Genomic DNA, 24,479 nt, shown 5'->3' with positions numbered 1-24,479 from the left:
GCCGCGCCGGCCGAGTCGGGGCCGCTGCTCGACGTACGGGGCCTGCACGTCGAGTTCCGCACCCGCGACGGGGTCGCCAAGGCCGTCAACGGCGTCGACTGCACGGTCTTTGCCGGTGAGACGCTCGCCGTCCTCGGCGAGTCCGGCTCCGGCAAGTCGGTCACCGCCCAGGCCGTCATGGGGATCCTCGACACGCCGCCCGGCAGGATCGCGGGCGGCGAGATCCTCTTCAAGGGGCGGGACCTGCTGAAGCTGGGGGAGGACGAGCGGCGGACGGTCAGGGGCGCCGAGATGGCCATGATCTTCCAGGACGCGCTCTCCTCGCTGAATCCCGTCCTCAGCGTCGGCGACCAGCTCGGCGAGATGTTCGTCGTGCACCGGGGCATGTCCCGCAAGGACGCGAAGGCCAAGGCGATCGAGCTGATGGAGCGGGTGCGCATCCCGGCCGCGAAGGAGCGCGTCGGCCAGTACCCCCACCAGTTCTCCGGCGGCATGCGCCAGCGCATCATGATCGCGATGGCGCTCTCCCTGGAGCCCGACCTGATCATCGCCGACGAGCCGACCACCGCCCTCGACGTCACCGTGCAGGCCCAGGTGATGGACCTGCTCGCCGAACTCCAGCGCGAGCTCGACATGGGGCTGATCCTGATCACCCACGACCTCGGCGTCGTCGCCGACGTCGCCGACAGGATCGCGGTCATGTACGCGGGCCGGATCGTCGAGACCGCCCCCGTGCACGACATCTACAAGGCGCCCGCCCACCCGTACACGAGGGGTCTGCTGGAGTCGATCCCCCGACTGGACCGGAAGGGCCAGGAGCTCTACGCGATCAAGGGGCTGCCGCCGAACCTGATGCACATCCCGCCCGGCTGCGCCTTCCACCCGCGATGCCCGCTCGCCCGGGACGTGTGCCGCACCGACGAGCCGCCGCTGTACGAGGTGAACGAGGAACGCGGGAGCGCGTGCCACTTCTGGGAGGAGGCCCTGCATGGCTGAGGCGATCCTGGAGGTCCGCGACCTGTACAAGCACTACCCGCTCACGCGCGGTGTCCTCTTCAAGAAGCAGGTCGGCGCGGTCAAGGCGGTCGACGGCGTCGATCTGGACCTGATGGCGGGCGAGACGCTCGGCATCGTGGGGGAGTCGGGCTGCGGCAAGTCCACGCTCGCCAGGATGCTCGTCCACCTGGAGCGGCCCACGGCCGGTTCGATCCGGTACAGGGGCGAGGACGTCACCAGGCTGTCGGGGCGCGCGCTCAAGGCCGTGCGGCGCAACATCCAGATGGTGTTCCAGGACCCGTACACCTCGCTGAACCCGCGGATGACGGTCGGCGACATCATCGGCGAGCCGTACGAGATCCACCCCGAGGTCGCGCCGAAGGGCTCGCGCCGGCAGAAGGTGCAGGAACTGCTGGACGTCGTCGGGCTCAATCCGGAGTTCGTCAACCGCTACCCGCACCAGTTCTCCGGCGGCCAGCGCCAGCGCATCGGCATCGCCCGCGGGCTCGCGCTCCGGCCCGAGATCATCGTGGCCGACGAGCCGGTCTCCGCCCTGGACGTGTCGGTGCAGGCGCAGGTCATCAACCTGCTGGACAGGCTGCAGAGCGAGTTCTCGCTGAGCTACGTCTTCATCGCCCACGACCTGTCGATCGTGCGCCACATCTCCGACCGGGTCGGCGTGATGTACCTCGGGCGCGTGGTGGAGCTCGGCAAGGACGCCGAGATCTACGACCACCCCACCCACCCGTACACCCAGGCGTTGCTCTCGGCCGTCCCCGTCCCGGACCCCGAGGCGCGCGAGCACCGGGAGAGGATCATCCTGACCGGGGACGTGCCGTCACCGACGAACATCCCCTCGGGCTGCCGGTTCCGCACCCGGTGCTGGAAGGCACAGGAGCGCTGCGCACGGGAGGTGCCGCTGCTCGCCGTGCCCGCCCACCTGCGGACCGCCCAGGGGCCCGTACAGCATCCGTCGGCGTGCCACTTCGCGGAGGAACGGCATGTGGTGCCGGGCGGGGACCAGCCGGACGGCGGCGGGGCGACGCTCTACACGTCCCCCTGACTCCCTCCGAGATCCGCATCCGGCACGGGAAGGCGATACCCAGCTCCCGCCACAGTTCTTGACAGAGCGTCAGAACGAGGCGCAAAGCATGAGGAATACCCACGAAATTCGTTAACGCGCAGGCAACTTGACTGTCGCAACTCCGATATACGAACGCGTCACGCTGAACAGCGTACGGCCGTGCGGGTGCCGTTGGGCCGGCCGGGGTCTCATGTGGCCCCGGCCGGCCACCCGCCCGTTTCCGGCCATGTCCCGCGTGGGCCCCGCGTGCCCTTGTCCGCCAGCGCACCCCTGCCAGGCCCGCGCAGGCGGTCGCGGTTCTCGCCTTCCTCCTGCTGGGCACGGCCGGCGCGGTGACGGCCGCATGGCAGGTCCGCTGGGCGTACAGGGCGGGTGCCGACGCCTACCTCGACCGCTTCACCGGCAGTGAAGGGACGCCGGTACGGCTGCTGGAGACACCGTCGGCATGGCTGGCCGTCCTGGTCGCCGCCCTCGCGCTGGTCGCGGGCGCGGGCGGGCTCGTCCAGGCCGTGCACACCAGGACGCTGGGTGCGGTCGCGGCCGTCCTGCTCGTGGCCGACGGCGCGGTGGGGCTGGATTTCATCCTGCGGCAGGAGCTGTTCGACCGGTTCGGTGCCCTCGGCCTGGAGAACCAACTGCTCGTCCTCACCTGGCTGTTCGAGCCGGCAGCGGGCGTCGTGCTGCTCGTGGCGCTGCTGCGGCGCGGCGAGGAGGAGGCGTTCGCGGGCCCCGCCGTGCCGCCCGCGTACCCGCCGCCACCTCCCGGCGGCTACGGCTACCCGCACCCCGGCGGCGCCGCTCCCGGCCCCGCGGGACCGCACGCGCCGACCCGGCCGCCGTCCCCGCCCCCGGACCGGTAGACGGGGCCGGCGGCCGCGGCAGAACGCCGTCAGGCGAGGCCCAGCGACCGCTTCAGGAAGTCCACCTGGAGCAGCAGCAGGTTCTCCGCGATCTGCTCCTGCGGGGTCATGTGCGTCACGCCCGTGAGGGGCAGCACCTCGTGCGGGCGGCCCGCCGCCAGCAGCGCCGACGACAACCGCAGGCTGTGGGCCACCACCACGTTGTCGTCCGCCAGACCATGGATGATCATCAGCGGGCGGTGCGGCGTCTCGGCCACCGTCAGACCGTCGTCGCCGACCAGGGAGTTGGCGCCGTACACCTCGGGCTGTGCGGCCGGGTCGCCCAGGTAGCGCTCCGTGTAGTGCGTGTCGTACAGCCGCAGGTCCGTCACCGGCGCGCCCGACACCGCCGCGTGGAAGACGTCCGGGCGGCGCAGCACCGCCATCGCCGCCAGGTAACCGCCGTACGACCAGCCGCGGATCGCCACCCGGTCCAGGTCCAGCGGATGTGATCCGGCCAGCGCGTGCAGCGCCTCGATCTGGTCGTCGAGCGTCAGCGTGAACGCGTTCTTGACCGCCTTCTCCCAGGCGGGGGAGCGGCCCGGCGCGCCCCGCCCGTCCGCGACGATCACCGCGAAGCCGTGATCGGCGAACCACTGCGAGGTCAGGTACGGGTTGTGCGCGGCCAGCACCCGCTGGCCGTGCGGCCCGCCGTACGGATCGAGCAGCACCGGCAGCGGACCGTCCGACTCCCGGTAGCCGGACGGCAGCAGCACCGCGCACGGAATCCGGTGCTCGCCCGCCTCGACGAGCCGCGGGCGGGCCGTGAGCACCGGCCGCTCCGCGTACGACGCGACCTCCGCGACCTGCTTGCCGTCCCGCAGCACGCGCACTCTCGTGCCGCTCGCCCCGGTGACCGAGGACGCGAGGACCGTGACCCCGCCCGAGCGGACGGCCGCATGCACGCCCGGCCCGTCCGAGACGCGCTCCACCCCCAGCTCGTTGACCCGGTACACGTGGATCTCGCCGATCTCCGGATCCGCGGCCTCCTCGCCCGCCGCCGCCGACACGAGGACATCGTTCTCGTCGATGTCGAGCACGGCGCGCAGCTGCAACTGGGCCCCGGTCAGCACCCGGTCGCCCACCGCGAGCACCCGCGCGCCGCCCTCGTCGGCGATCCGCACCAGCCTTCCGCCGCCGAAACCGTGCGCGTACGACGACTCGGGCGCCCACGCGGGCACCCCGGGGGACAGTTCCAGCCACGCCGGATCCTCGTCCACGTGCACTGTCCGCGTGCCTCCCGTCTCCGGGTCGACCGCCAGGTACAGCTGCGTGCACTGGTCGCGCGACTGCACGAGCAGCAGCGGCGGGCCGGAGGCCGACCAGTGCACGCGCGCGAGGTACGGATAGCGGACCCGGTCCCACGAGACCTCGGTGCGCACGCCGTCCAAGGTGACGAAGTACAGCCGGACCTCGGCGTTGGGCGTCCCGGCCGCCGGGTACGCGACCTTCGCCGGTTCCCGGTCCGGATGCGCCGGGTCCGCGATCCACCAGCGCCGCACCTCCCGGTCGTCGGCGCGGGCCACGAGCAGCCGGTCGGACTCGGGCGACCACCAGAAGCCGCGTGAACGCCCCATCTCCTCGGCGGCGATGAACTCGGCCAGACCCCAGGTGACATTCCGGTCCTCCGGTTCGGCCAGCGCGCGGTCCCCCTCGCCCTCGGCGCCCGTCACCCGCAGCGCGCCCCGCGCGACATAGGCGATGTGCCGTCCGTCGGGGGAGGGCCTGGGGTCGATCACCGGCCCCGGAGTGGTCAGTTCGCGCGCGGTCCCGGCCCGCAGCTCTGCCGTGAACAGCCGCCCGGACAGGGCGAACGCCGCCAACTCGACCGCTTGGTCCACCGCGTAACCGACGATGCCCGCCGACCCCTCACGGCTGCGTTCCCGCCGCGCCCGCTCCTCGGGCGACAGGTGCTCGGCGGAGCCGCCGAGAAGGTCGCGCGGGTCGGCGGCCGGCCGTTCCGCGGGGGCGGCGCCGTCGAGGTCGAGCACCCAGAGCAGGCCGGTCCGGTCCGTGCCGGACGCCGACCGCAGGAAGACCACCCGCGAGCCGTCCGGCGAAACGGTGAAGGACCGGGGAGCGCCGAGCGTGAAGCGCTGGGTCCGCGCCGACTGACGCGGAAAGGAGAGCTGCTGCGTCGCTGTCATGGCACCGAACCTATGGCACCGGGGCCGCGCGTGTGCGCCCCCATGTGCTGCCATGCACCGATCGATGCGTGGGCACGGATAGTTATGATCCGTAGCGCAAGGTGGGTATGAACTCCCCGGCACATGCAACTGGCCCGTCCCGACCGAATATCTGTGGAGGTGAACCGCCGTGGCACTCTCGATTTCGGCGGTGGTGCTGCTGGCGATCGTCGTCTTCCTGCTGATCCGGAAAGCCGGGTTGAAGGGCGGACATGCGGCGGTCTGCGTGTTGCTCGGGTTCTACCTCGCCAGCTCCTCGGTGGCTCCGACGATCACGGAGCTGACCACGAACGTGGCGGGAATGATCGGGGGCATCAAGTTCTGAGCGGGCCTTCGACGGCGGGGGCCTAATCTGTCCGGTATGAAGGATCTCCCCGCCCGTCGTCTGCTCCTGGTGCACGCGCACCCGGACGACGAGTCGATCAACAACGGCGCCACGATGGCCCTGTACGCGGCCGCCGGCGCCCAGGTCACCCTGGTGACCTGCACCCTCGGCGAGGAGGGCGAGGTCATCCCGGCCGATCTCGCCCATCTCGCGCCCGACCGGGAGGACCGGCTGGGCCCCTACCGCGTCGGTGAACTGGCCGCCGCGATGAAGGAGCTGGGCGTCACCGACCACCGCTTCCTGGGAGGACAGGGCCGGTTCCGCGACTCGGGAATGATGGGTGTCGAGCAGAACCACCGCGAGGGCGCGTTCTGGAACACCGAGGTCGACGAGGCCGCCGCACACCTCGTGGAGATCATCCGCTCCGTGCGCCCCCAGGTGATGGTCACGTACGACCCCGACGGAGGTTACGGCCACCCCGACCACATCCAGACCCACCGCGTCGCGATGCGCGCCGCCGAGCTGGCCACCGAGCCCGCCTACCGGCGCGACCTCGGAGCCCCGCACACCATCGCCAAGATCTACTGGAACCGGGTGCCGAGGTCGGCCGCCGAGGAGGGCTTCGCCCGGCTGCGCGCCGCGGGGGCGGACTTCCCCGGCATCGCGGATATCGGCGACATTCCGGGCGTGGTGGAGGACTCCGAGATCACCACGGAGATCGACGGCACCGCGTACGCGGAGCGCAAGGCGGCCGCGATGCGCGCACACGCCACCCAGATCGCCGTGGACGGCACGTTCTTCGCGCTCTCCAACGACCTGGGGCAGCCGCTGTTCACCACCGAGTACTACCAGTTGGCCGCCGGCACTTCCGGAGCGCCGGCCGGCGAGCGCGAGCACGACCTCTTCGCGGGCATCGAAGAGTCCGGTGACCAGGAAGGGCTCGCGGAGAACGCGGCATTTGGGAAAGTCTCACGAGGTGAGGATCCTGAGGGGACTTCGGGGGTGACCACATGAGCGGAACGACCGGAAAGGGCGGAACGCGCGGGCGCGCCGACACGACCGGAAAAAGCGGAACGAAGGGACAGAGCGGGAGGGCCGGTTCCGGCGGTGCGACCGGTCAGGGCGGTGCGCACGGGCCGGGCGGCGGCGCCGCCGGCTCCTTCCTTGCCCGACCCCCGCGGCCCGGCCGTGCCGTCGCGTACCTCGGTCTCGTGCTCCTCGGCGCGGCCGTCGGCATCGCGGGATCGCTTCTCCAAGGCGCCTGGTTCCCGGGCGGTTTGGCGCTCGCGCTGGCCGCCACGGCCGCTTTGTTCTACGGCTCGCTGCGCGCGACCGGGGGCCAGCTCGGGGTGGCCGCGTCCGCCGTCGGCTGGCTGCTGTCCATCGTCGTCCTCAGCGTCGGGCGCCCCGAGGGCGACGCCATGTTCACCTCCGGGATCGGGCCGCTCGTCTACATGCTCGGCGGTATGGCCACGGCTGTGATCTGCGCCACCATGTCGCGCCTGTCGCCACCGGGCGGCGGTCCGGACCGACTTGGCGGGCAGCCGTAGCCCGTACCCCCAGCACGCAGCCGATTCGGCGGCCCCCTAGGGTAGGTCGACCGACGGGCCGGGGAGCCCCTGAACCGGCCATGCCCGTATGGCCCGCAGAAGGGCCGCCGGGGGCCGCTTCCCGCAGTCCCCGGGTGTGCGTCGGCGGTGGCCAGTATGGTGGTGCGCGCCGCCGAGCCGCCCGCAGCAGTAGCTATCCAGTAAGAACGGGCGGCGAAGCCAACCGGGAGAACCTGCTTTGAGTCGTGAAACTGACAGTTCGTCCTCCGGCCCCCAGGGGCGCGGTGGAGCCGCGTACCCCTCGGGAACACCGCCGTACGGATCCCGCCAGTATCCGTCGCTGCATCCGACGCAGGACGCTCCGGACGAGGGTGCCGCTTCCCCGCGGCAGCCGGAGGAGAAGAAGACCGAGACCACGCTGACGACGCGGATCCGGATCAACATCCCGGGGTCGCGGCCGATCCCGCCCGTCGTGATGCGTACACCGATGGGCGACGCCGACGCCGCCGCGCGGAACGGATCGGCGGCCGACGCCGATGCCGGCACCGGCGCGGGCGAGCGCGAGAGCGAGCGCACCGGGAGCGTCCCGTGGCCCGCCGCCTCCCAGGAGACGGCGGAGGCTCCGGCGGCCGAGGAGAAGCCGGCGGCGAGCGACTGGTTCGCGCCGCGCAAGTCCGCGGCACCGGCATCGGCCCCGGCATCGGCTCCGTCCCCGGCTCCGTCCCCGGCGCCGCAGGGTGCTCCGGCGGCCGGCGGTCCGGGTTCCGCCGACGGCGGGCCCCAGGGGCCGGGCGCTGGCGACGGCGCACCCCGCAAGTCGGGACTCGCGGCGCTCGCCGAGGACGCCGGTGCGCCTCCCCTCCCCACGCGCCCGCGCGGCGGCACCGGCACGCCTCCCGGCACCGGCACGCCTCCCGGCACGGGCACCCCGTACTTCTCCGACGGCCCCCGGCCCGGCCCCGGCGGCGCGCCCGGCCCGGACGGTCTCAGCGGCGGTCGCGGCCAGGCAGGCCCCGGTCAGGGCGGCAACAGCTTCGCCCCCGGCCGCAACACGCCCCCGCTGGGCGTGCGTCCGCCAGTCGGACCGGGTCGTTCCGGCCCTGCGGGCCCCACGTCCGGCCCCGCCACCGGCGCGATGACGCCCGGCGGAATGCCCAGCGGCCCCGGCGTCGCGCCCCGCATGTCCGACGACACCGCGGTGCTCACCCCGCAGAAGCCCGCGCCCGGACCGGGCGGCGGCCACGTCTCCGGCGACACGCTGACCAGCGGCATTCCCGTCGTCCCCGAGGAGCACCGCTCCCCGTTCCCGACGCTGGGCGGCCCGCACGGGCCGGAGGCCGAGTTCTCCGCGCCGGAGTTCCCGGCCGGCCCCGGCGGCGGCCCGGCGGGCCCGGCCGGACCCGTGTCCACCGCGGAGCCGCGGCCGGCGCCCCGGCCCGCGCCCGCGAAGAAGGGCCGCTCCAAGCTGATGCTCGCGGGCGTCGGCGTCATCGCCCTGCTCGGCATCGCGTACGGCGCCGGTCTGCTGCTCAACCACTCGGACGTGCCGAAGAGCACGACGGTCCTCGGGGTCGACATCGGCGGCGGCACGCGGGACGAGGCCGTCAACAAGCTCGACGCGGCGCTCGGCGAGCGGGCCGGCACGCCGCTCCAGCTCTCGGTCGGCGGCAAGAAGGCCGAACTCGCCCCGGACAAGGCCGGGCTCTCCCTGGACAGCCAGGCGACGGTGCGCGCCGCCGCGGGCAGCGACTACAACCCCGTGTCGGTGATCGGATCCCTCTTCGGCGGCGAGCGCGTCGCCGAGCCGGTGATCCTCGTCGACGAGGAGAAGCTGAGCGTGGCGCTCGCGGACCTCGCGGGCACGTCCGGTTCGGCCACCGACGGCACGATCCGTTTCGAGCCGGGCAAGGCGGTCGCCGTACCGGGCAAGGCGGGCCAGTCCCTGGACGTCGGGCGCTCGATGATCTCGGTGAAGGACGCGTACCGCGCCCAGGTGGAGACCGGCAAGCCGAACGTGGTCGAAGTCCCGGTGACCACCCGGGAGCCGACGATCACGAAGGCGGAACTGGACCGGGCGATGAAGGAGTTCGCCCAGCCCGCGATGTCCGGCCTGATCACGATCAAGGCAGGTGACAAGTCGATCCAGTTCGGGCCGGCGAAGTCCCTGCCGAAGATCCTCTCCATGAAGCCGATCGACGGGAAGCTGGTCGAGGTCTACGACAAGCAGGCCATCGAGGAGCTGCTGGACGGTGTCTTCGACGGGATCATGATCACCAAGGGCGACGGCAAGCAGCACCAGCTGTCCGCAGACGACGTGGCCCAGGCGATGGGGCCGGCCCTGCGCGGCAAGACCCCCGCGGAGCGCACGGCCGTGATCTCGCTCGACCCGAGCTGAGCGACCTGAGCGAAACCGCCGGTCAAAGCCCCTGCCCGCGTCGGGCAGGGGCTTTGTCGTGCTGAGCGACCGTCACTCGCGGGGGACTGCGCCTCAGTCGACGCCGTTGTGAACTCCCCGCGCCGGCAAGGTGGTTGACCGGGTGCGGCAGGGGGGCAGTGAAGTGAGGCACAGCCCTCCACTCGTGAAGAAAAGCTTGTCCCGCCCCTTGCCGCCGGCATGCGTCGCTCATACGTTCCCTGTCGCGCCCCCCACATGGAACGTCCGCCGTGGTGACCCCCCGGCGGACGTCGACAAGGAGGACTGGCACCCCGTGAAGACACGAACTGCCGCCGCCCTGATGGCGATCCCCCTCGCCGTGGCCGCCCTGCCCGCTACCGCGGAGGCCGCGACCCCCTCGGACGGCCCGCTGGTCGAGGTGGTCCGGGCCACCGGCAAGGCCGTACCCGGCCACTACATCGTCACCCTCGAGTCCGGCACGAGCGCCGCCGGTCTGGCCCGCCTCGCGGGTGTGCGGCCACAGCACACCTACGACGCCGTCATCGACGGCTTCGCCGCCGCACTCACCCCCGGTCAGCTGACCGCCCTGCGCAAGCACCCCTCGGTGACGCGCATCGAGGAGGATCAGGAGGTCCGTGCCGGCGCCACCCAGAACAACGCCACCTGGGGGCTGGACCGCATCGACCAGCGCACCCTGCCGCTGTCCACCACCTACGGCTACACCACCACCGCCTCGAACGTGACGGCGTACGTCATCGACACCGGCATCGACCCGGGCCACCCGGACTTCGGCGGCCGGGCCGCGATCGCCTACGACGCCACCCTCGAAGGCACCGGCCTGGACTGCAACGGCCACGGCACCCACGTCGCCGGTACCATCGGCGGCTCCGCCTACGGCGTGGCCAAGGGCGTCAAGCTGCGCGGCGTACGCGTTCTCAACTGCGCCGGCATCGGCACCAACGCGGACGTGATCGAGGGCATGGACTGGGTCCGCACGCACGCGGTCAAGCCGGCCGTCGCCAACATGTCGCTCGGCGGCGGCTTCTCCGCCACCGTCAACAGCGCCGCCACCAGCCTCAACAACGCGGGCGTCTTCCTCGCCGTCGCGGCGGGCAACGACGGGGAGGACGCCTGCGCGACCTCGCCGGCGAGCGCCTCCGGCGTGATGACGGTCGCCGCATCCGACAAGACGGACACCGCGGCCTCCTTCACCAACCACGGCTCCTGCGTCGAGACCTACGCACCCGGTGTGGGCATCACCTCCGCCTGGCTCCTCGGCGGCACCAACACCATCAGCGGAACCTCGATGGCCAGCCCGCACGTCGCCGGCGTCGGAGCGCTCTACAAGGGCGCCATGGGCGACGCCGCCTCCTCCACGGTGAACAACTGGATCACCACCAACGCCACCAAGGGCGCGATCAAGAACAACCCGGCGGGCACCCCGAACCTGCTGCTCTACAAGAACACCCTCTGACCGCACTCCCGCGCCCCGACCGGCCCGGCCCACCACGACCGGGCCGGCCGGAAGGGCGGTCCCGCGCCCCGGGAGGACGGGCCGCCCCGTCAGTTCAGCATCGCCCGTGCCGCCCGGGCCCGGGCCCTGACCGCCTCCGCGGTCGTGGGGTCCACCGCGGACACCACGTCCGCGTACGCCTCAAGCTCCGCCGCGCCCGTCGTGAACTCGCCGCGCTGGACCAGCAGACGGGCCCGTTCGTAGCGGAGCCGGGCCGGGTGGGCGGGGAGCAGCAGGAGCAGGTCGAGCGCCCAGAGGGCCACCTCCGAGCGTTCCGGGCGGGGCGCCGCCCAGGCGCGGATGTTGTTCAGGACGCGCGACACCACCGAGAGCGGGTCCGCGGGCGTCAGCATCGACGGGGTCAGGGGCGCGCCCGTCGTGCTCGTGACGAGGAGTTCCGTGTCCTGTGCCGTCAGCAGCCGGCCCGCGGCGAAAGGGTCCGCGAGGATTTGCGCGTCGGCCTCGCCGAAGCCGACCACGAAATGGCCGGGCAGGGCCACGCCGTACACATGCCCGCCCGCCCGTCGGGCGACCTCCGTCCAGACGACCGAGAGCAGGATCGGCAGGCCACGGCGGCGCCGCAGCACCTCGTGCAGCAGCGAGGACTCCAGGTTCTCGTAGTCCGCCGGGCTGCCGTGGAAGCCCTCGCGGCCGCCGAGCAGGTCCGTCAGCGCCCGCGCCCAGGCGTGGGGCGTGGTGAGCCCGTACGGCAGCATCCCCGCGAGACGGTCCAGCTCGATCTGGGCCTCGTCGATGCCCGCCTCGTCCAGCGCGGGGTCCGCCTGCGTGCCGATGAGCAGGCACAGCAGGGCGAGGTCGGGGCGTTCGGCGCGGGCCTCCTCGGCGAACCGCTCCCGCCAGGACTGCCGCCGGGAATCGTGCTGCATACGCCTCTCGTACCCGTCTACGCCGCTCGGAAGTGGTGGTAGTGGTGGTGGACCGCGAAACCCATGCCTCCGTACAGCGCGCGGGCCGCCCCGTTGTCCGTCTCCACCTGCAGCCAGGCGGCCGACGCGCCCTCCTCCAGCGCCCGGCGGGCCAAGGCCGCCATGACCGCCCTGGCAAGCCCCTGACGGCGGTACTCGGGGTCGACCTCCACCGCCATGAAGCCCGCCCAGCGTCCGTCGACCACACACCGGCCGATCGCCGCGGGCACCTCCCCGGTGCCGGGTACGGTGGCGAACCACACCGAAGGGCCGCTGCCCAGGACCTGGAGCACATGGGGGCCCGGTACACCCGACCGCTGGTAGCGCCGCAGCCAGGTCTCGTCGACGGTGCGGGCCAGCTCCACCCGCGTGACGTCCGCGTCCAGGTCGCCGACCGGCGCGAGGCCGCCGACCTGCACCTGTGCCGACACCTCGCGCCGCCACCCGCGCGCCTCCAGCTCGGCGCACAGCTCCTCCTGTGTGCCCGCCGCGCCGGTCGCGGTCTGCACGTACGCCGGGAGACCGCGCCGTCCGTACCAGTCGCGCACCCGCTCCAGCGCCGCCTCGAGCTCCATTCCGGGGTCACCGAGGGGCAGCACCGAATTGGCGCGCCGGGTGAAGCCGGACGACGCCCGCAGCTCCCAGTCGCCGAGCCGCTCGCTCTCCACCGGCTGCCAGGCCCGGGCCATCACCCGCGCGAGCTCCTCGAAGCGGGCCGCCGGACCTCGCCGCCGGGCCGGAGCCGGGGGCACGACCTTGCCCGCGACCAGGGACGATTCCGCGATGTGGACGGTCTCGCCGGTCCGCCGTGTGATCACCAGCACACCGCCGGTCCATGATGTGAGAACACCTACCGTGTCGGTGAACTCGTGTCCCGGGCCGCCGGGCGCGTCCACGGTCCGGACGGAGACTCGTTTCCCCACGTCATCGGGTGTAATACGGACTTCAAGTCGTCCGCCGGCAGTGAATTCCACAGCTGTGCGAGCCCCTCCTGTTCGGATCGTTGCCAAGAACGGAGATACTAGGGGCGGGCATCGACGACGCCGCGCTCCCGCGCAAGCCAGCCCTTACCGAGGAGGAACGACAGCGTGACCTACGTCATCGCGCAGCCTTGTGTCGACGTCAAGGACAAGGCGTGCATCGAGGAGTGCCCCGTCGACTGCATCTACGAGGGCTCCCGGTCCTTGTACATCCACCCGGACGAATGCGTCGACTGCGGTGCTTGTGAGCCGGTCTGCCCCGTGGAGGCCATCTTCTACGAGGACGACACGCCGGAGGAGTGGAAGGACTACTACAAGGCGAACGTCGAGTTCTTCGACGAGCTCGGTTCGCCCGGTGGTGCCTCCAAGCTCGGCCTGATCGAGCGTGACCACCCCTTCATCGCCGCGCTGCCCCCGCAGAACGGCTGATCAGCCGCCAGGACTGATCCGCCCCCGCCGGCGGATCGGCCGCTGAGCCGCTGATCCGCCGCGGGACGGCAGATCCGATCCGCATCCCCGGTCCCGTACGGCTCGTCGTCCGTACGGGACCGAGGCGTTTGACGCCCACGTACCAGAAAGCGAGCGCCGTCGTGGCCTCAGTCTCTTCGCGCCTCCCCGTCTTCCCCTGGGACAAGCTCGAGCCGTACAAGGCGACGGCCGCCGGCCACCCCGACGGGATCGTCGACCTCTCCGTCGGCACGCCCGTCGACCCGGTGCCCCCGCTGATCCAGCAGGCCCTCGTGGCCGCCGCCGACTCACCCGGCTACCCCACGGTGTGGGGCACGCCCGCGCTGCGGGACGCGCTGGTGGGCTGGGTGGAGCGCCGGCTCGGCGCGGTGGACGTCGAGCACACCAACGTCCTGCCCGTCGTCGGCTCCAAGGAACTGGTGGCCTGGCTGCCCACACAGCTCGGCCTCGGCGCGGGGGACACGGTCGCCTACCCGCGGCTCGCCTACCCGACGTACGAGGTGGGCGCGCGCCTGTGCGGCGCGGAGCCCGTCGTCTACGACGACCCCACGGAGCTCGACCCGGCCGGCCTCAAGCTGCTGTGGCTGAACTCGCCGTCCAACCCCACGGGCAAGGTGCTGGCCAAGGACGAGCTGACGCGGATCGTCGCCTGGGCGCGCGAGAACGGCGTGCTGGTCTTCAGCGACGAGTGCTACCTGGAGCTCGGCTGGGAGGCCGAGCCGGTGTCCGTGCTGCACCCGGACGTCTGCGGCGGCTCGTACGAGGGCGTCGTCGCCGTCCACTCGCTCTCCAAGCGCTCCAACCTGGCCGGGTACCGTGCCGCGTTCATCGCCGGTGACGCGGACGTGCTCGGCGAACTGCTCCGGATCCGCAAGCACGGCGGGATGATGACCCCGGCCCCCGTGCAGGCGGCGACCGTCGCCGCCCTCGGCGACGACGCGCACGTCTTCGAACAGCGCGCCAGGTACGCGGCCCGCCGCACGGCGCTGCGCTCGGCGCTCGAGGCGCACGGCTTCCGCATCGAGCACAGCGAGGCCAGCCTGTACCTGTGGGCGACGCGCGACGAGCCGTGCTGGGAGACCGTCGGTTACCTGGCGGACCTCGGCATCCTGGTCGCGCCCGGCGACTTCTACGGAGAGGCGGGCGAGCGGTTCGTACGGGTGGCGTTCACGGCCACCGACGAGCGGGTCGAGGCGGCTGTGAAGCGTCTGGGCTGAGCCCTCACCGTGCCGGTGCGCCGCCGGCGCACCGGATCTGCGGAAGGGCCCGGGAGCAGTGGCTCCCGGGCCTTCGCGTTCACCTGCCGGCCTGCCGAAGCGCCGGCCTGCCGACGGGCCGGCGCTTCGATGCGCCGACGTGTCGACCGGCCGGCGGCGGATCAGCCGCCCAGCGGCAGACCGCCGAGCGTGCCGGTGGGCAGCCCGCCACCGCCGAGCGAGTCGGCCGGCAGACCGCCCTTGGTGGCGCCGCCGATCAGGCCGCCCGCCTCGCCGGCGGTGTCGGCGGCGGCCTTCCTGGCGACCGGAGCGGCCGTCTTGGCAGTCTTGGTGACGGCCTTGGCGACGGTCTTCGCCGCGGCGGGGGCGGCCTTCTCGACCGGCTTGCCGCCGACCTGGCGGGTCACCTTGGTGGTCTCCTTCGAGACGCCGCCGACCGTGCCGTCGACGTTGTCCGAGTCGAGGGCCGTCAGACCGCCGACCGGGGCCTGGGGGAGTTCCACGGCGCCTGCGGAGCCGGCCGCACCGACCACGGGAGCTGCTCCCGCCGCGATGAGCAGCGCGGCACGGGCGATCCGACGGGTCAGGGGGAGGGACATGATGCTCCTTGAAGCGAGAGGACGTTCGGACTGTGCGTGGTGCGTGATGGTGCTGTCCGGCGTACGGACGTCCTGACAACCGCGGGGAGGGCGGGGGAAGTTGCGGTGCCCCCGGGTAAAGAATTGGTAACGCGTCGCATAATCGGTTTCGCGGGAAAACGGGCAAACATTGCCATGTCCGGTACGCTGGCGAACCGTCACTTCCCTTGGCGTGAAAGGGATTTCACCCTATTCCCGGTGGGGCGCGACGGGGGCTGTGAGCCCTCCGTGCGAAGGGAGTGGAATGCCTCGTTCGAGGGAGGCGGCGGACTACTGTACGAGCCGAATGCGGACGTCGCCCGTGCCCTGATCGGCGGTGCCGCCGCCGGACGCGCCCGCGCCGGCCCTGCCGCCCGCGCGGGACGGCTCCTCGCGCCAGCCCTTCCCGGGCTGTGCCGTGCTCCACACCCGGCCCCCGTACGAGACCTCCGCGATGCGCAGCGCGTCCGCACGGGCCACCGCCCAGTGCGCCAGCTCCCAGCCCCGCCGGGACGCGGCGTCGTCGTCCGCCGCCGCCGTGGACGGCACCGGAACGGCAAGCTCGGTCATGTCCTGCGCGCCGGCGTCGCTCCCACGCCCCGCACCACCGCGCGGGAGCACGTCGGACCCGAAGGCGCGCACCAGCTCCGACCGAAGCTTCGCCGGATCGCCGGACAGCCCGCCCTCCCGGGACTCGCAGGTCAGCGTGGCCGCCGCACGGCCCGTGAGCGCCGCCGCCAGCAGCGTGGCGTTCGGCTCGTGCTTCGCGTACGCCTGCGGGAAGCCGCTGCGCTGGACGCGCTGAGCGGCCACGGTCAGCGGCAGACGCGAGTATCCGGGCACCTCGGCGAGATGGTCGTAGAACTTCCCGGCCGCGTACACCGGGTCGAGGATCTGCTCCGGCGTGCCCCAGCCCTGCGAGGGACGCTGCTGGAACAGGCCGAGCGAGTCCCGGTCGCCGTGCTCGATGTTGCGCAGCGCCGACTCCTGGAGCGCGGTGGCCAGCGCGATCGTGACCGCGCGCTGGGGCATGCCCCGCGTGGTGCCGACCGCGGAGATCGTCGCCGCGTTGTCCGCCTGCTCCGCCGAGAGTTCGTACGACGTGCCGCTGTCCTCCGCCGTGCGCACGACGCAGCGTGGCGGGCCGCCGCCGTTGACGTACTGCACGACGACGTAGCCGATGAGAGCCAGCAGCACAAGGAGCGCGGCCGCGAAGCGAAGGAGGCGGCCGCGCCGGACGGGGGAGGCGGTCTCGGACACGACGCCCACGGTACTGGAGGTGGCGTTAGGGTCTGAGCCATGCCCGAAACCGTGCTTGACCTCACCCTGGACGGCCCGGCGCTCACCGCCGCGCTGGTCGACCACCGCTCGGTCAGCGGGGAGGAGAAGCCCCTCGCCGACGCCATCGAGCAGGCCCTGCGCCTCCTGCCGCACCTCACCGTCGACCGGCACGGCAACAACGTCGTGGCCCGTACGCACCTGGGGCGGCCCGAGCGCGTGGTGCTCGCCGGGCACATCGACACGGTTCCGGTCGCGGAGAACCTGCCCTCGCGTCTCGACGAGAACGGCATCCTGTGGGGCTGCGGCACCAGCGACATGAAGTCGGGCGTTGCCGTCCAGCTGCGTATCGCGGCCACCGTCCCCGAACCCAACCGTGACCTCACGTTCGTCTTCTACGACAACGAGGAGGTCGCAGCACACCTGAACGGCCTGGGGCATGTGGCAGACGCCCATCCCGACTGGCTCACGGGTGACTTCGCGGTCCTGCTGGAGCCCTCCGACGCCCAGGTCGAGGGCGGCTGCCAGGGCACACTGCGGGTCCACCTCCGCACGGAGGGCGAGCGCGCCCACTCCGCGCGCAGCTGGATGGGGTCCAACGCCATTCACGCCGTCGCCCCGATCCTCGCCCGCCTCGCCGCGTACGAGCCCCGCCGGCCGGTGATCGACGGGCTCGAGTACCGCGAGGGCCTCAACGCCGTCGGCATCGAGGGCGGTGTGGCCACCAATGTCATCCCCGACGCGTGCACCGTGGTCGTCAACTACCGCTACGCCCCCGACCGCAGCATGGAGGAGGCCGAAGCCCACGTCCGTGAGGTGTTCGCCGACTGCGGAGTGAGCGAATTCGTGGTGGACGACCACACAGGCGGTGCGCTGCCCGGACTCTCGCACCCCGCCGCGGCCGCGTTCATGGCCGCCGTGGGCGGCACCGCGCAGCCCAAGTTCGGCTGGACCGACGTCTCACGGTTCAGCGCTCTCGGCGTCCCGGCCGTCAACTACGGACCGGGCAACGCGCTCCTCGCCCACAAGCGGGACGAGCATGTGGCCGTCGCCAAGATCACGCACTGCGAGGAGCGGCTGCGGGAGTGGCTCACCGTCTGACCGCCCCGGCAGCCGTCCGCGGCCCTGCGCGGCGGCCGTCCGCCCTGCGCGGCGGCCGTGCTTCCCGACATCGAAGACCGGCGGATCGCTCTCATTTCGCCCTTCGTAACGTCCGCCGACCTACCCTGGCCCGAAGAAAAATGATGTTCGGCGGAGGGAGCAGGTCATGAGCAGCAACTCCGAGGGTTTGCGCGCGCTGGAGGAGCAGCGACTGGGACCGGTACTGCGCCGCAGGGAGCAGGTCCAGCCGACGACCACGGACCAGCGGCTGCTGGACACCGAAGGCGACTCCCAGTGGGTGCACACCGACCCCTGGCGGGTCATGCGCATCCAGTCGGAGTTCGTCGAGGGCTTCGGCGCGCTCGCCGAACTTCCCAGCGCCATCAGCGTCTTCGGCTCCGCCCGTACCCGCCCCGGCACGGCGGAGTACGAGGTCGGGGTGCAGCTCGGCCGGGCGCTGGTCGACGCCGGCTTCGCCGTGATCACCGGCGGCGGGCCGGGCGCCATGGAGGCCGCAAACAAGGGCGCGCGGGAGGCCAAGGGCATCTCCGTCGGCCTCGGCATCGAGCTGCCCTTCGAGCAGGGCATCAACCAGCACGTCGACATCGGCGTGAACTTCCGCTACTTCTTCGTCCGCAAGACGATGTTCGTGAAGTACGCGCAGGGCTTCGTCGTACTGCCCGGAGGCCTCGGCACCCTGGACGAGCTGTTCGAGGCCCTCACCCTCGTCCAGACCCGCAAGGTGACCCGCTTCCCGATCGTCCTCTTCGGCAGCCAGTACTGGGGCGGCCTGGTCGACTGGCTGCGCGGCACCGTGGTCGCCCAGGGCAAGGCGTCGGAGCGTGACCTGCTGCTCTTCCACGTCACGGACGACGTGGAGGAGGCCGTCGCCATGGTCACCAAGGAGACCGGCAGGTAGCCCCCGCCTGTCGCCGGTGTGCCCCGGACGTCCCCGGAGCGCACCGGCGGCCTGCCGTCAGGCCAGTCCCCGCCGGGCCACCGCCGGAGGGCGGTGGCCCGCGATCGACGCCACCATGTCCAGCACCTGCTTGGTCTCGGCCACCTCGTGCACCCGGTACACCTGCGCCCCGAGCCAGGCCGAGACGGCGGTCGTCGCCAGCGTGCCGAGCACCCGCTCCTTGACCGGCTTGTCGAGCGTCTCGCCGACGAAGTCCTTGTTGGACAGCGAGACCAGCACCGGCCAGCCGGTCGCCGTCATCTCACCCAGCCTGCGGGTCGCCTCGAGACTGTGCCGGGTGTTCTTCCCGAAGTCGTGACCGGGGTCGATCATGATCCCGTCCTGGCGTACGCCCAGCTCGACGGCCCGCTCGGCGAGAGAGACCGTGACCCGCAGGATGTCCGCCATCACGTCGTCGTACGCCACCCGGTGCGGGCGCGTACGGGGCTCGGAGCCGCCCGCGTGCGTGCACACCAGGCCGGCGCCGTACCGCGCGGCGACCTCGGCCAGCCCGGGGTCCACCCCGCCCCACGCATCGTTCAGCACGTCGGCGCCCGCCTCGCACACGGCCTCGCCCACGTCGTGCCGCCAGGTGTCGACGCTGATCACCACGTCCGGGTGCCGACGGCGGACCTCCGCCACGAACCCCACCGTGCGCCGCGCCTCCTCCTCGGCGCTCACCTCCTCGCCGGGGCCCGCCTTCACCCCGCCGATGTCGATGATCGCCGCGCCCTCGGCCACCGCCTGCTCGACCCGGGACAGCGCGGGCTCGTCGCGGAACGTGGCGCCCTGGTCGTAGAAGGAGTCGGGCGTCCGGTTCACGATCGCCATGATCACCGGCTCGTGCGCGTCGAACTCGCGCCGTCCCAGCCGCAGCATCCGCAGTTTCCTCCTCAGATCGTCCGCCCTGCGACCCTACTGTCAGTGTCCCGTGGCACGATCGGCACGGGAGTGTTTCCGCTCGGGGTGTTCCCAGGTCGTCAGGGGAGAGGGTCGCTCGTGTTCTTGTTCTTGCTGATCGCGATGGTCGTGGTCGTCGCCGCGGTCACGCTCGCCGTTGTCGGCGGCGGCGACAGCGCGGCCCTGCCCGAGGTGGCGCCCGAGCAGCTGACCGACCCCCTCCCGCTGAACCGCCCGCTGGGTCGCGCGGACGTGGAGGCCCTGCGCCTGCCCGTGTCCCCGCGGGGCTACCGGATGGACGACGTCGACGAGGTCCTCGACCGGCTCGGCGCCGAGCTCGCCGAGCGGGACGCGCGTATCGCGGACCTGGAGTCGGCGCTGGCCGGCGCACAGGCGACGGCGGCCGGCCGCCGCGACCTGTTCGGCAAGCCGGACGAGGAGACGGACCGATGACCGTCGGCGCCGTGCCCGGCCCCGACGGCGCTCTGCGCTGCCCCTGGGGCCTGTCGACCGAGGACTACGTGGCCTACCACGACGAGGAGTGGGGCCGCCCCGTCCACGGCGACGACGCCCTGTTCGAGCGGCTCTGCCTGGAGGCCTTCCAGTCCGGTCTGTCGTGGATCACGATCCTGCGCCGCCGGGAGGGCTTCCGCAGCGCCTTCGACGGCTTCAAGATCGCCTCGGTCGCGGCGTTCACCGACGCCGACAAGGAGCGCCTCCTCGCCGACGCCGGCATCATCCGCAACCGCGCCAAGATCGAGGCGACCGTGGCCAACGCGCGCGTGCTCGCCGACTGGCCCGCCGGCGAGCTCGACGCACTCATCTGGTCCCACGCCCCCGATCCCGCCCGGCGCGCGGCCCCGCGGACCCTGGCCGACGTCCCGCCCGTCAGCGACGAGTCGACCGCGCTGTCCAAGGCCCTCAAGAAGCGCGGCCTGCGCTTCATCGGACCGACGACCGCCTACGCCCTCATGCAGGCGTGCGGCCTGGTCGACGACCACCTCGCCGACTGCGTGGCCCGCGGCCCGCGGGCCTAGCGCCCGAGGTACTTCGGCTTCTCCTTCGCCAGGAAGGCCTGCACGGCGATCGCGTGGTCCTCGGAGGCGCCCGCCTTCGACTGCAGCTCCTCCTCCTTGTCCAGCGCCTCGCTCAGCGAACGGCTCGCGCCGTACGCCAGCGACTCCTTGAGCGCCGCGTACGCCACTGTGGGCCCCTCGGCCAGCCCACGGGCCACGGCTGCCGCCTCCGAGGCCAGCTCGTCCGCCGGGACCAGCCGGTTCGCGATGCCCCAGTCGTACGCCTCCTGCGCGGAGAACGACCGCGGGAACAGCAGCAGGTCGGCCGCACGGCTCTGGCCGATCAGCCGGGGCAGCGTCCACGACACCCCCGAGTCCGCGGTCAGCGCCACACCCGCGAACGACGTCGTGAACTTCGCCGTGTCCGCCACGATCCGGTAGTCGGCGGCGAGGGCGAAGCCCAGGCCGGCGCCGGCCGCGACGCCGTTCACGCCCGCGACGACCGGCTTCGGCATCTCGGTCAGCGCGCGGACGATCGGGTTGTAGTGCTCCCGCACCGTGCTCATGGTGCCGCCGCTGCCCGACTCCCGGTCGGCGGCCAGCAGCTCCACGTGCTCCTTGAGGTCCTGCCCCACGCAGAACGCCTTGCCCGTCGCCGTGAGCAGGACCGCCCTTACGCCAGGGTCGGCGGCGGCGGCCAAAGCGGCGTCCCGCAGCGCGACCTTCGCCTCGACGTTCATGGCGTTCATGGCCTCGGGCCGGTTGATCGTGATCGTCGCGAGTCCGTCGCTCACGTCGTACAGCACGGCGTCGGCCATGGTGGGTCCCCTTTGCGGTTCTGACGGCAATGTCGGGGCCCAGCATGGCGGAGATCGCCGGACGGGGACATGTGACCTGCGTCAAAGAAACCTTGTCGCGGCGGCTTCGGAGCGCGGCGAAGTATCGCAGGCCGATCGCCGAATTGGGTGGTTTTGCGAGAGCGCGTTGCGTAAGCGATGCCGACTGATGTTGGTCTTTGGGTCCCGCCATGCGGGATAATGGCCTGGAAGCAATGTGTTCGATGCCGGTGACACAGCACCTGTGATGGGGCCGCCGGCTGCGATGAGCTGGTTTCAGGAAGGGGAACGAGCATGGCGGCCATGAAGCCGCGGACGGGCGACGGCCCGCTCGAGGTGACCAAGGAGGGGCGGGGCATCGTCATGCGCGTTCCGCTCGAAGGCGGCGGTCGGCTTGTCGTCGAGCTGACTCCGGACGAAGCCGACGCACTGGGCGACGCCCTGAAGAAGGTCGTCGGCTGACGCGTCCTGATTCTTCGCCTGCCCCGGTACGCAAGTGCCGGGGCAGCGCGCTTTCTCCACCCGGGTCGTGTGCCGCGCGGAGGGGGCGCGGGCCTGGGCCGCCCCGGGGCGCGGCCGCCTGGGGCGCGCACCGGTCACCAGGCGGCGGCCCCGTCGCAGGCCCCCGCCGGGGCGTGCAGCGGCCCCCGCACAGCGGTCAGCCGCGGCGGACCGCGCAGAGCAGGCCGTCGCCCACCGGCAGCAGTGTCGGCAGCAACTCGGGACTCTCCCGCACCGTACGCAGCAGCTCCCGGACCCTCAGCACCTCCGACGGCTGCGCCGCCGAATCCACGGTGCGGCCGTCCGCGAACACGCCCTCGAAGCAGACCAGCCCGCCCGGACGGAGCAGGCGCAACGATTCAGCGAGATAGTCCAGCGACTCCGTACGATCCCCGTCGCAGAAGACGAGGTCGTATCCGCCGTCGGCCAGCCGTGGCAGGACGTCCAGCGCGCCGCCGGGGATGAAGCGCGCGCGGTTCCCCGCGAAGCCGGCCGCGCGGAACGCCTCGCGCGCGAACTGCTGGCGCTCCGGCTCCAGGTCGACCGTGGTCAGCACGCCGTCGGGCCGCATGCCCTGCAACAGGTAGATCCCCGAGACACCGGTCCCGGTCCCGATCTCGGCCACGGCCTTGGCGTCGGCGGTGGCGGCCAGCAGGCGCAGCGCGGAGCCGGTGCCGGGCGACACCGAGGGCAGCCCTGCCTCCCGGGCCCGTTCGCGGGCCCAGCGCAGAGCGTCGTCCTCGGCGACAAAGGCGTCGGCGAACGCCCAGCTCGTCTGCCGGTTGGCGGTAATGACCCTCTCCTGTCCCCGTAGTTGGCGCGACGCTGACTGTATCCGCTGCACCCGGGAACCCGCAGATGGGACCGGACGTTGAGGAAGGACGTGGAGAGTACGTGGATCGGGGCCGGACGCAGGAGCCGGATCCACGGACCCAAATCCACGTAAAGATTCTTATCCGGAGCTAACGGGCGAGGTGGCTATGGTAGGGGCTCCGCTGGACACCACCAGAGCTGACAGGGGAGGTGCGGCTGCACCTGCGGATCGGGGAGGAGTGCTCAGGCGCTTCCTCAGGTCGGTGGGTGAGCCCAAATCCGTGACCAACACCGCTGACCGTTCCGTGCCCGCCGACTCCGTAGCCACCGCGACCTTCGCATCGGATGCGGAATCGCAGGCGTGGACCCCTCCCACCTGGGAGGAGATCGTCAGCACGCACAGCGCTCGGGTCTACCGCCTGGCCTACCGCCTCACGGGCAACCAGCACGACGCCGAGGACCTCACCCAGGAGGTGTTCGTCCGCGTCTTCCGTTCGCTGTCGACGTACACCCCCGGCACGTTCGAGGGCTGGCTCCACCGCATCACGACCAACCTCTTCCTGGACATGGTCCGCCGCAAGCAGCGCATCCGTTTCGACGCCCTCGGCGACGACGCGGCCGAGCGCCTGCCCAGCCGTGAGCCGTCCCCCCAGCAGGTTTTCAACGACACCCACTTCGACGCCGATGTGCAGCACGCGCTGGACACTCTCGCCCCGGAGTTCCGCGCCGCCGTGGTGCTCTGCGACATCGAGGGGCTGTCGTACGAGGAGATCGCCGCGACCCTGGGCGTGAAGCTCGGCACCGTCCGCAGCCGTATCCACCGCGGCCGCTCGCATCTGCGCAAGGCCCTGCAGCACCGGTCCCCCGAGGCCCGTGCCGAGCAGCAGCGGTCCCTGGCGGGTGTCGTCGGCCTTGCCGTGGAGGTCGGACCGGCGTGAGTGGTACCAGTCCGACCCCCGCGGAGCAGCATCTGGGGGACCGGCTCGCCGCACTGGTCGACGGCGAGCTGAAACACGACGTGCGCGACCGCGTCCTCGCACATCTGGCGACCTGCCCCAAGTGCAAGGCGGAGGCGGACGCCCAGCGCCGCCTCAAGAGCGTGTTCGCGCAGTCCGCGCCGCCGCCGCTGTCCGCGGGGCTGCTCGCCCGGCTCCAGGGGCTGCCCGCCGACACGGGCGTCGACGACGACCGCGGCAGTCCGTTCGGCGGCCGCCCCTCCGACGGCGTCCTCGGAGCTCTGAACCCGTCCGCGGGACATACCCGCGAACCCCGCGGGGAGACCTTCGCGTACGTCCCCGGGGGCGCCCACGCGGCGGTCCTGCCGGGTGCCGGCAGCGGCTTTCGTATTCACGAGGTCGGCCGCGCGGACGCTGAGCGTTCCCCGTGGCGCGGCCGACGCTTCGCGTTCGCCGCGGCCAGCGCCGTGTCCTTCGCCGCCATCGCGCTCGGCGGAGCCGTCCCCCTGGACGTCTCCGGTGAGACGAGCGCCCGCGGCCAGAGCGGTGGCAGCAAGGTGACCCCCGTGCGCACGGCGTCCGCCGGGCCCACCGGTGCCTCCTCCGGAGCCACGACGACCGGCGGCGCGTTCTCCCTGCGCGGCGTGGAGAGCGACCGTCGGCGGAGCACGACGGGTACGCCGGCCAAGCCGGACACCGGCCCGTTCCACGCCGTCCCGCCCACCGCACCGCCGAGTCCGCAGCAGGCGCACCCGTACACGGCAGCGCTGCTGATGTACAACTCCGCCGCCCTGCCGCCGCTGATACAGCCGACGGTGTCGGCGTACCCGCTGGCCGTCGGGTCGGTCGCGCCACCGAGCGCCACCCCGGCCCCCACGCATCTCGCGGCTCCGACGGCCCCCGGCTCGTCGATGGCGCCCCCGCGCTGACCGCAGCACGCACCGGCCCCCTGCGCGGGGATTCG

General features: G+C 72.4%; 25 protein-coding genes. 17 read left to right on the top strand and 8 right to left on the bottom strand.

Features of this window, described 5'->3' with window-relative positions; translation table 11 throughout:
- Nucleotides 1-24: 24 nt before the first annotated feature.
- From QFZ82_RS14565 to QFZ82_RS14555, 3 genes are all read left to right on the top strand, one after another.
- A complete protein-coding gene (locus QFZ82_RS14565; protein WP_307717718.1) occupies nucleotides 25-996 on the top strand; it encodes an ABC transporter ATP-binding protein in 972 nt (323 codons plus the stop codon).
- Nucleotides 989-2,059: an ABC transporter ATP-binding protein gene (locus QFZ82_RS14560; RefSeq protein WP_307713578.1), complete on the top strand. Its 1,071-nt coding sequence runs from the start codon at nucleotides 989-991 to the stop codon at nucleotides 2,057-2,059. Before QFZ82_RS14565 ends, QFZ82_RS14560 begins: the two co-directional genes overlap by 8 nt.
- 353 nt (nucleotides 2,060-2,412) lie before the next feature.
- Nucleotides 2,413-2,940, top strand: coding sequence for a hypothetical protein (locus QFZ82_RS14555; protein ID WP_307713577.1), 528 nt, complete (start codon nucleotides 2,413-2,415; stop codon nucleotides 2,938-2,940).
- A 29-nt stretch (nucleotides 2,941-2,969) separates the two neighbouring features.
- On the opposite strand, the gene QFZ82_RS14550 is transcribed toward QFZ82_RS14555, so the two are convergent.
- On the bottom strand, nucleotides 2,970-5,126 hold the full coding sequence (locus QFZ82_RS14550) for an alpha/beta fold hydrolase (RefSeq protein WP_307713576.1): 2,157 nt from the start codon (nucleotides 5,124-5,126) through the stop codon (nucleotides 2,970-2,972).
- A 169-nt stretch (nucleotides 5,127-5,295) separates the two neighbouring features.
- On the opposite strand from QFZ82_RS14550, the gene QFZ82_RS14545 reads away from it, so the two are divergent.
- The 5 genes from QFZ82_RS14545 (at nucleotide 5,296) to QFZ82_RS14525 (ending at nucleotide 10,909) form a co-directional block, all read left to right on the top strand.
- Nucleotides 5,296-5,490, top strand: a complete 195-nt coding sequence (locus QFZ82_RS14545; protein WP_177150662.1) for a hypothetical protein — start codon at nucleotides 5,296-5,298, stop codon at nucleotides 5,488-5,490.
- 36 nt (nucleotides 5,491-5,526) lie between these two features.
- Complete coding sequence (gene mshB / locus QFZ82_RS14540) at nucleotides 5,527-6,504, top strand: N-acetyl-1-D-myo-inositol-2-amino-2-deoxy-alpha-D-glucopyranoside deacetylase (protein WP_307713575.1); 978 nt, start codon at nucleotides 5,527-5,529, stop codon at nucleotides 6,502-6,504.
- Nucleotides 6,501-7,040, top strand: coding sequence for a DUF6113 family protein (locus QFZ82_RS14535; RefSeq protein ID WP_307713574.1), 540 nt, complete (start codon nucleotides 6,501-6,503; stop codon nucleotides 7,038-7,040). Before mshB ends, QFZ82_RS14535 begins: the two co-directional genes overlap by 4 nt.
- Before the next feature lie 238 nt (nucleotides 7,041-7,278).
- A complete protein-coding gene (locus QFZ82_RS14530; RefSeq protein WP_307713573.1) occupies nucleotides 7,279-9,435 on the top strand; it encodes a hypothetical protein in 2,157 nt (718 codons plus the stop codon).
- Between the two features lie 340 nt (nucleotides 9,436-9,775).
- A complete protein-coding gene (locus QFZ82_RS14525) occupies nucleotides 9,776-10,909 on the top strand; it encodes a S8 family peptidase (RefSeq protein WP_373429416.1) in 1,134 nt (377 codons plus the stop codon).
- An 89-nt stretch (nucleotides 10,910-10,998) separates the two neighbouring features.
- Here QFZ82_RS14525 and QFZ82_RS14520 read toward each other — a convergent pair whose 3' ends face one another.
- Both QFZ82_RS14520 and QFZ82_RS14515 read right to left on the bottom strand, forming a co-directional pair.
- Nucleotides 10,999-11,835 carry a transglutaminase-like domain-containing protein gene (locus QFZ82_RS14520; RefSeq protein WP_307713571.1) on the bottom strand — a complete coding sequence of 279 codons (837 nt, stop codon included), beginning with the start codon at nucleotides 11,833-11,835 and terminating at the stop codon, nucleotides 10,999-11,001.
- Nucleotides 11,836-11,852: 17 nt separating this feature from the next.
- Nucleotides 11,853-12,848, bottom strand: a complete 996-nt coding sequence (locus QFZ82_RS14515; RefSeq protein ID WP_307713570.1) for a GNAT family N-acetyltransferase — start codon at nucleotides 12,846-12,848, stop codon at nucleotides 11,853-11,855.
- Nucleotides 12,849-12,962: 114 nt separating this feature from the next.
- Between QFZ82_RS14515 and fdxA the strand changes: the two genes are divergently transcribed.
- Both fdxA and QFZ82_RS14505 read left to right on the top strand, forming a co-directional pair.
- On the top strand, nucleotides 12,963-13,283 hold the full coding sequence (gene fdxA / locus QFZ82_RS14510) for a ferredoxin (protein ID WP_003985062.1): 321 nt from the start codon (nucleotides 12,963-12,965) through the stop codon (nucleotides 13,281-13,283).
- Between the two features lie 161 nt (nucleotides 13,284-13,444).
- The gene (locus QFZ82_RS14505; RefSeq protein WP_307713569.1) at nucleotides 13,445-14,539 is read left to right on the top strand and encodes a bifunctional succinyldiaminopimelate transaminase/glutamate-prephenate aminotransferase; all 1,095 of its coding nucleotides are present in this window, start codon (nucleotides 13,445-13,447) and stop codon (nucleotides 14,537-14,539) included.
- Between the two features lie 161 nt (nucleotides 14,540-14,700).
- Here QFZ82_RS14505 and QFZ82_RS14500 read toward each other — a convergent pair whose 3' ends face one another.
- Together QFZ82_RS14500 and QFZ82_RS14495 are read right to left on the bottom strand one after the other, a co-directional pair.
- Nucleotides 14,701-15,138: an ATP-binding protein gene (locus tag QFZ82_RS14500; protein ID WP_307713568.1), complete on the bottom strand. Its 438-nt coding sequence runs from the start codon at nucleotides 15,136-15,138 to the stop codon at nucleotides 14,701-14,703.
- A gap of 309 nt (nucleotides 15,139-15,447) precedes the next feature.
- Nucleotides 15,448-16,416: a hypothetical protein gene (locus tag QFZ82_RS14495; protein WP_307713567.1), complete on the bottom strand. Its 969-nt coding sequence runs from the start codon at nucleotides 16,414-16,416 to the stop codon at nucleotides 15,448-15,450.
- A gap of 39 nt (nucleotides 16,417-16,455) precedes the next feature.
- On the opposite strand from QFZ82_RS14495, the gene dapE reads away from it, so the two are divergent.
- The gene (gene dapE / locus QFZ82_RS14490; RefSeq protein WP_307713566.1) at nucleotides 16,456-17,535 is read left to right on the top strand and encodes a succinyl-diaminopimelate desuccinylase; all 1,080 of its coding nucleotides are present in this window, start codon (nucleotides 16,456-16,458) and stop codon (nucleotides 17,533-17,535) included.
- A 166-nt stretch (nucleotides 17,536-17,701) separates the two neighbouring features.
- The gene (locus QFZ82_RS14485; protein ID WP_307713565.1) at nucleotides 17,702-18,454 is read left to right on the top strand and encodes a TIGR00730 family Rossman fold protein; all 753 of its coding nucleotides are present in this window, start codon (nucleotides 17,702-17,704) and stop codon (nucleotides 18,452-18,454) included.
- Nucleotides 18,455-18,511: 57 nt separating this feature from the next.
- Here QFZ82_RS14485 and folP read toward each other — a convergent pair whose 3' ends face one another.
- A complete protein-coding gene (gene folP, locus QFZ82_RS14480) occupies nucleotides 18,512-19,372 on the bottom strand; it encodes a dihydropteroate synthase (RefSeq protein WP_307713564.1) in 861 nt (286 codons plus the stop codon).
- Nucleotides 19,373-19,492: 120 nt separating this feature from the next.
- Here folP and QFZ82_RS14475 point away from each other — a divergent pair, with 120 nt between their 5' ends.
- Entirely contained in the window at nucleotides 19,493-19,846 is a 354-nt protein-coding gene (locus tag QFZ82_RS14475; protein WP_307713563.1) for a DivIVA domain-containing protein, read from the top strand.
- Nucleotides 19,843-20,430 (top strand): DNA-3-methyladenine glycosylase I, encoded by a 588-nt coding sequence (locus tag QFZ82_RS14470; RefSeq protein ID WP_307713562.1) that lies wholly within the window; start codon nucleotides 19,843-19,845, stop codon nucleotides 20,428-20,430. The genes QFZ82_RS14475 and QFZ82_RS14470 overlap by 4 nt, the downstream gene beginning before the upstream one ends.
- Here the strand turns inward: QFZ82_RS14470 and QFZ82_RS14465 are convergent.
- Entirely contained in the window at nucleotides 20,427-21,227 is an 801-nt protein-coding gene (locus tag QFZ82_RS14465) for an enoyl-CoA hydratase/isomerase family protein (protein ID WP_307713561.1), read from the bottom strand. The genes QFZ82_RS14470 and QFZ82_RS14465 overlap by 4 nt on opposite strands.
- Nucleotides 21,228-21,539: 312 nt before the next feature.
- Here QFZ82_RS14465 and QFZ82_RS14460 point away from each other — a divergent pair, with 312 nt between their 5' ends.
- Nucleotides 21,540-21,707 (top strand): DUF3117 domain-containing protein, encoded by a 168-nt coding sequence (locus QFZ82_RS14460; RefSeq protein WP_003966491.1) that lies wholly within the window; start codon nucleotides 21,540-21,542, stop codon nucleotides 21,705-21,707.
- 196 nt (nucleotides 21,708-21,903) lie between these two features.
- Here the strand turns inward: QFZ82_RS14460 and QFZ82_RS14455 are convergent, their stop codons facing one another.
- On the bottom strand, nucleotides 21,904-22,581 hold the full coding sequence (locus QFZ82_RS14455; protein ID WP_177150795.1) for an O-methyltransferase: 678 nt from the start codon (nucleotides 22,579-22,581) through the stop codon (nucleotides 21,904-21,906).
- Between the two features lie 145 nt (nucleotides 22,582-22,726).
- Here QFZ82_RS14455 and sigE point away from each other — a divergent pair, with 145 nt between their 5' ends.
- Complete coding sequence (sigE, locus tag QFZ82_RS14450; RefSeq protein WP_307717717.1) at nucleotides 22,727-23,497, top strand: RNA polymerase sigma factor SigE; 771 nt, start codon at nucleotides 22,727-22,729, stop codon at nucleotides 23,495-23,497.
- Entirely contained in the window at nucleotides 23,494-24,444 is a 951-nt protein-coding gene (locus QFZ82_RS14445; protein WP_307713560.1) for a zf-HC2 domain-containing protein, read from the top strand. The genes sigE and QFZ82_RS14445 overlap by 4 nt, the downstream gene beginning before the upstream one ends.
- The last annotated feature ends 35 nt before the right edge of the window (nucleotides 24,445-24,479 follow it).

This window comes from Streptomyces sp. V4I23, assembly GCF_030817975.1.
In the GTDB taxonomy this organism is placed as follows: domain Bacteria; phylum Actinomycetota; class Actinomycetes; order Streptomycetales; family Streptomycetaceae; genus Streptomyces.
Note: the sequence above shows the minus strand (reverse complement) of the source record. Positions and strands in the feature narration are given on the sequence as shown.

What these genes read in the sequence shown, in the direction of transcription:
- QFZ82_RS14560 (WP_307713578.1), top strand. Translation starts at nt 989, where the DNA reads ATGGCTGAGGCGATCCTGGAGGTCCGCGACCTGTACAAGCACTACCCG.
- QFZ82_RS14550 (WP_307713576.1), bottom strand. Translation starts at nt 5,126, where the DNA reads ATGACAGCGACGCAGCAGCTCTCCTTTCCGCGTCAGTCGGCGCGGACC.
- mshB (WP_307713575.1), top strand. Translation starts at nt 5,527, where the DNA reads ATGAAGGATCTCCCCGCCCGTCGTCTGCTCCTGGTGCACGCGCACCCG.
- QFZ82_RS14535 (WP_307713574.1), top strand. Translation starts at nt 6,501, where the DNA reads ATGAGCGGAACGACCGGAAAGGGCGGAACGCGCGGGCGCGCCGACACG.
- QFZ82_RS14525 (WP_373429416.1), top strand. Translation starts at nt 9,776, where the DNA reads ATGGCGATCCCCCTCGCCGTGGCCGCCCTGCCCGCTACCGCGGAGGCC.
- QFZ82_RS14520 (WP_307713571.1), bottom strand. Translation starts at nt 11,835, where the DNA reads ATGCAGCACGATTCCCGGCGGCAGTCCTGGCGGGAGCGGTTCGCCGAG.
- QFZ82_RS14500 (WP_307713568.1), bottom strand. Translation starts at nt 15,138, where the DNA reads ATGTCCCTCCCCCTGACCCGTCGGATCGCCCGTGCCGCGCTGCTCATC.
- dapE (WP_307713566.1), top strand. Translation starts at nt 16,456, where the DNA reads ATGCCCGAAACCGTGCTTGACCTCACCCTGGACGGCCCGGCGCTCACC.
- QFZ82_RS14485 (WP_307713565.1), top strand. Translation starts at nt 17,702, where the DNA reads ATGAGCAGCAACTCCGAGGGTTTGCGCGCGCTGGAGGAGCAGCGACTG.
- folP (WP_307713564.1), bottom strand. Translation starts at nt 19,372, where the DNA reads ATGCTGCGGCTGGGACGGCGCGAGTTCGACGCGCACGAGCCGGTGATC.
- QFZ82_RS14470 (WP_307713562.1), top strand. Translation starts at nt 19,843, where the DNA reads ATGACCGTCGGCGCCGTGCCCGGCCCCGACGGCGCTCTGCGCTGCCCC.
- QFZ82_RS14465 (WP_307713561.1), bottom strand. Translation starts at nt 21,227, where the DNA reads ATGGCCGACGCCGTGCTGTACGACGTGAGCGACGGACTCGCGACGATC.
- QFZ82_RS14460 (WP_003966491.1), top strand. Translation starts at nt 21,540, where the DNA reads ATGGCGGCCATGAAGCCGCGGACGGGCGACGGCCCGCTCGAGGTGACC.
- sigE (WP_307717717.1), top strand. Translation starts at nt 22,727, where the DNA reads ATGGTAGGGGCTCCGCTGGACACCACCAGAGCTGACAGGGGAGGTGCG.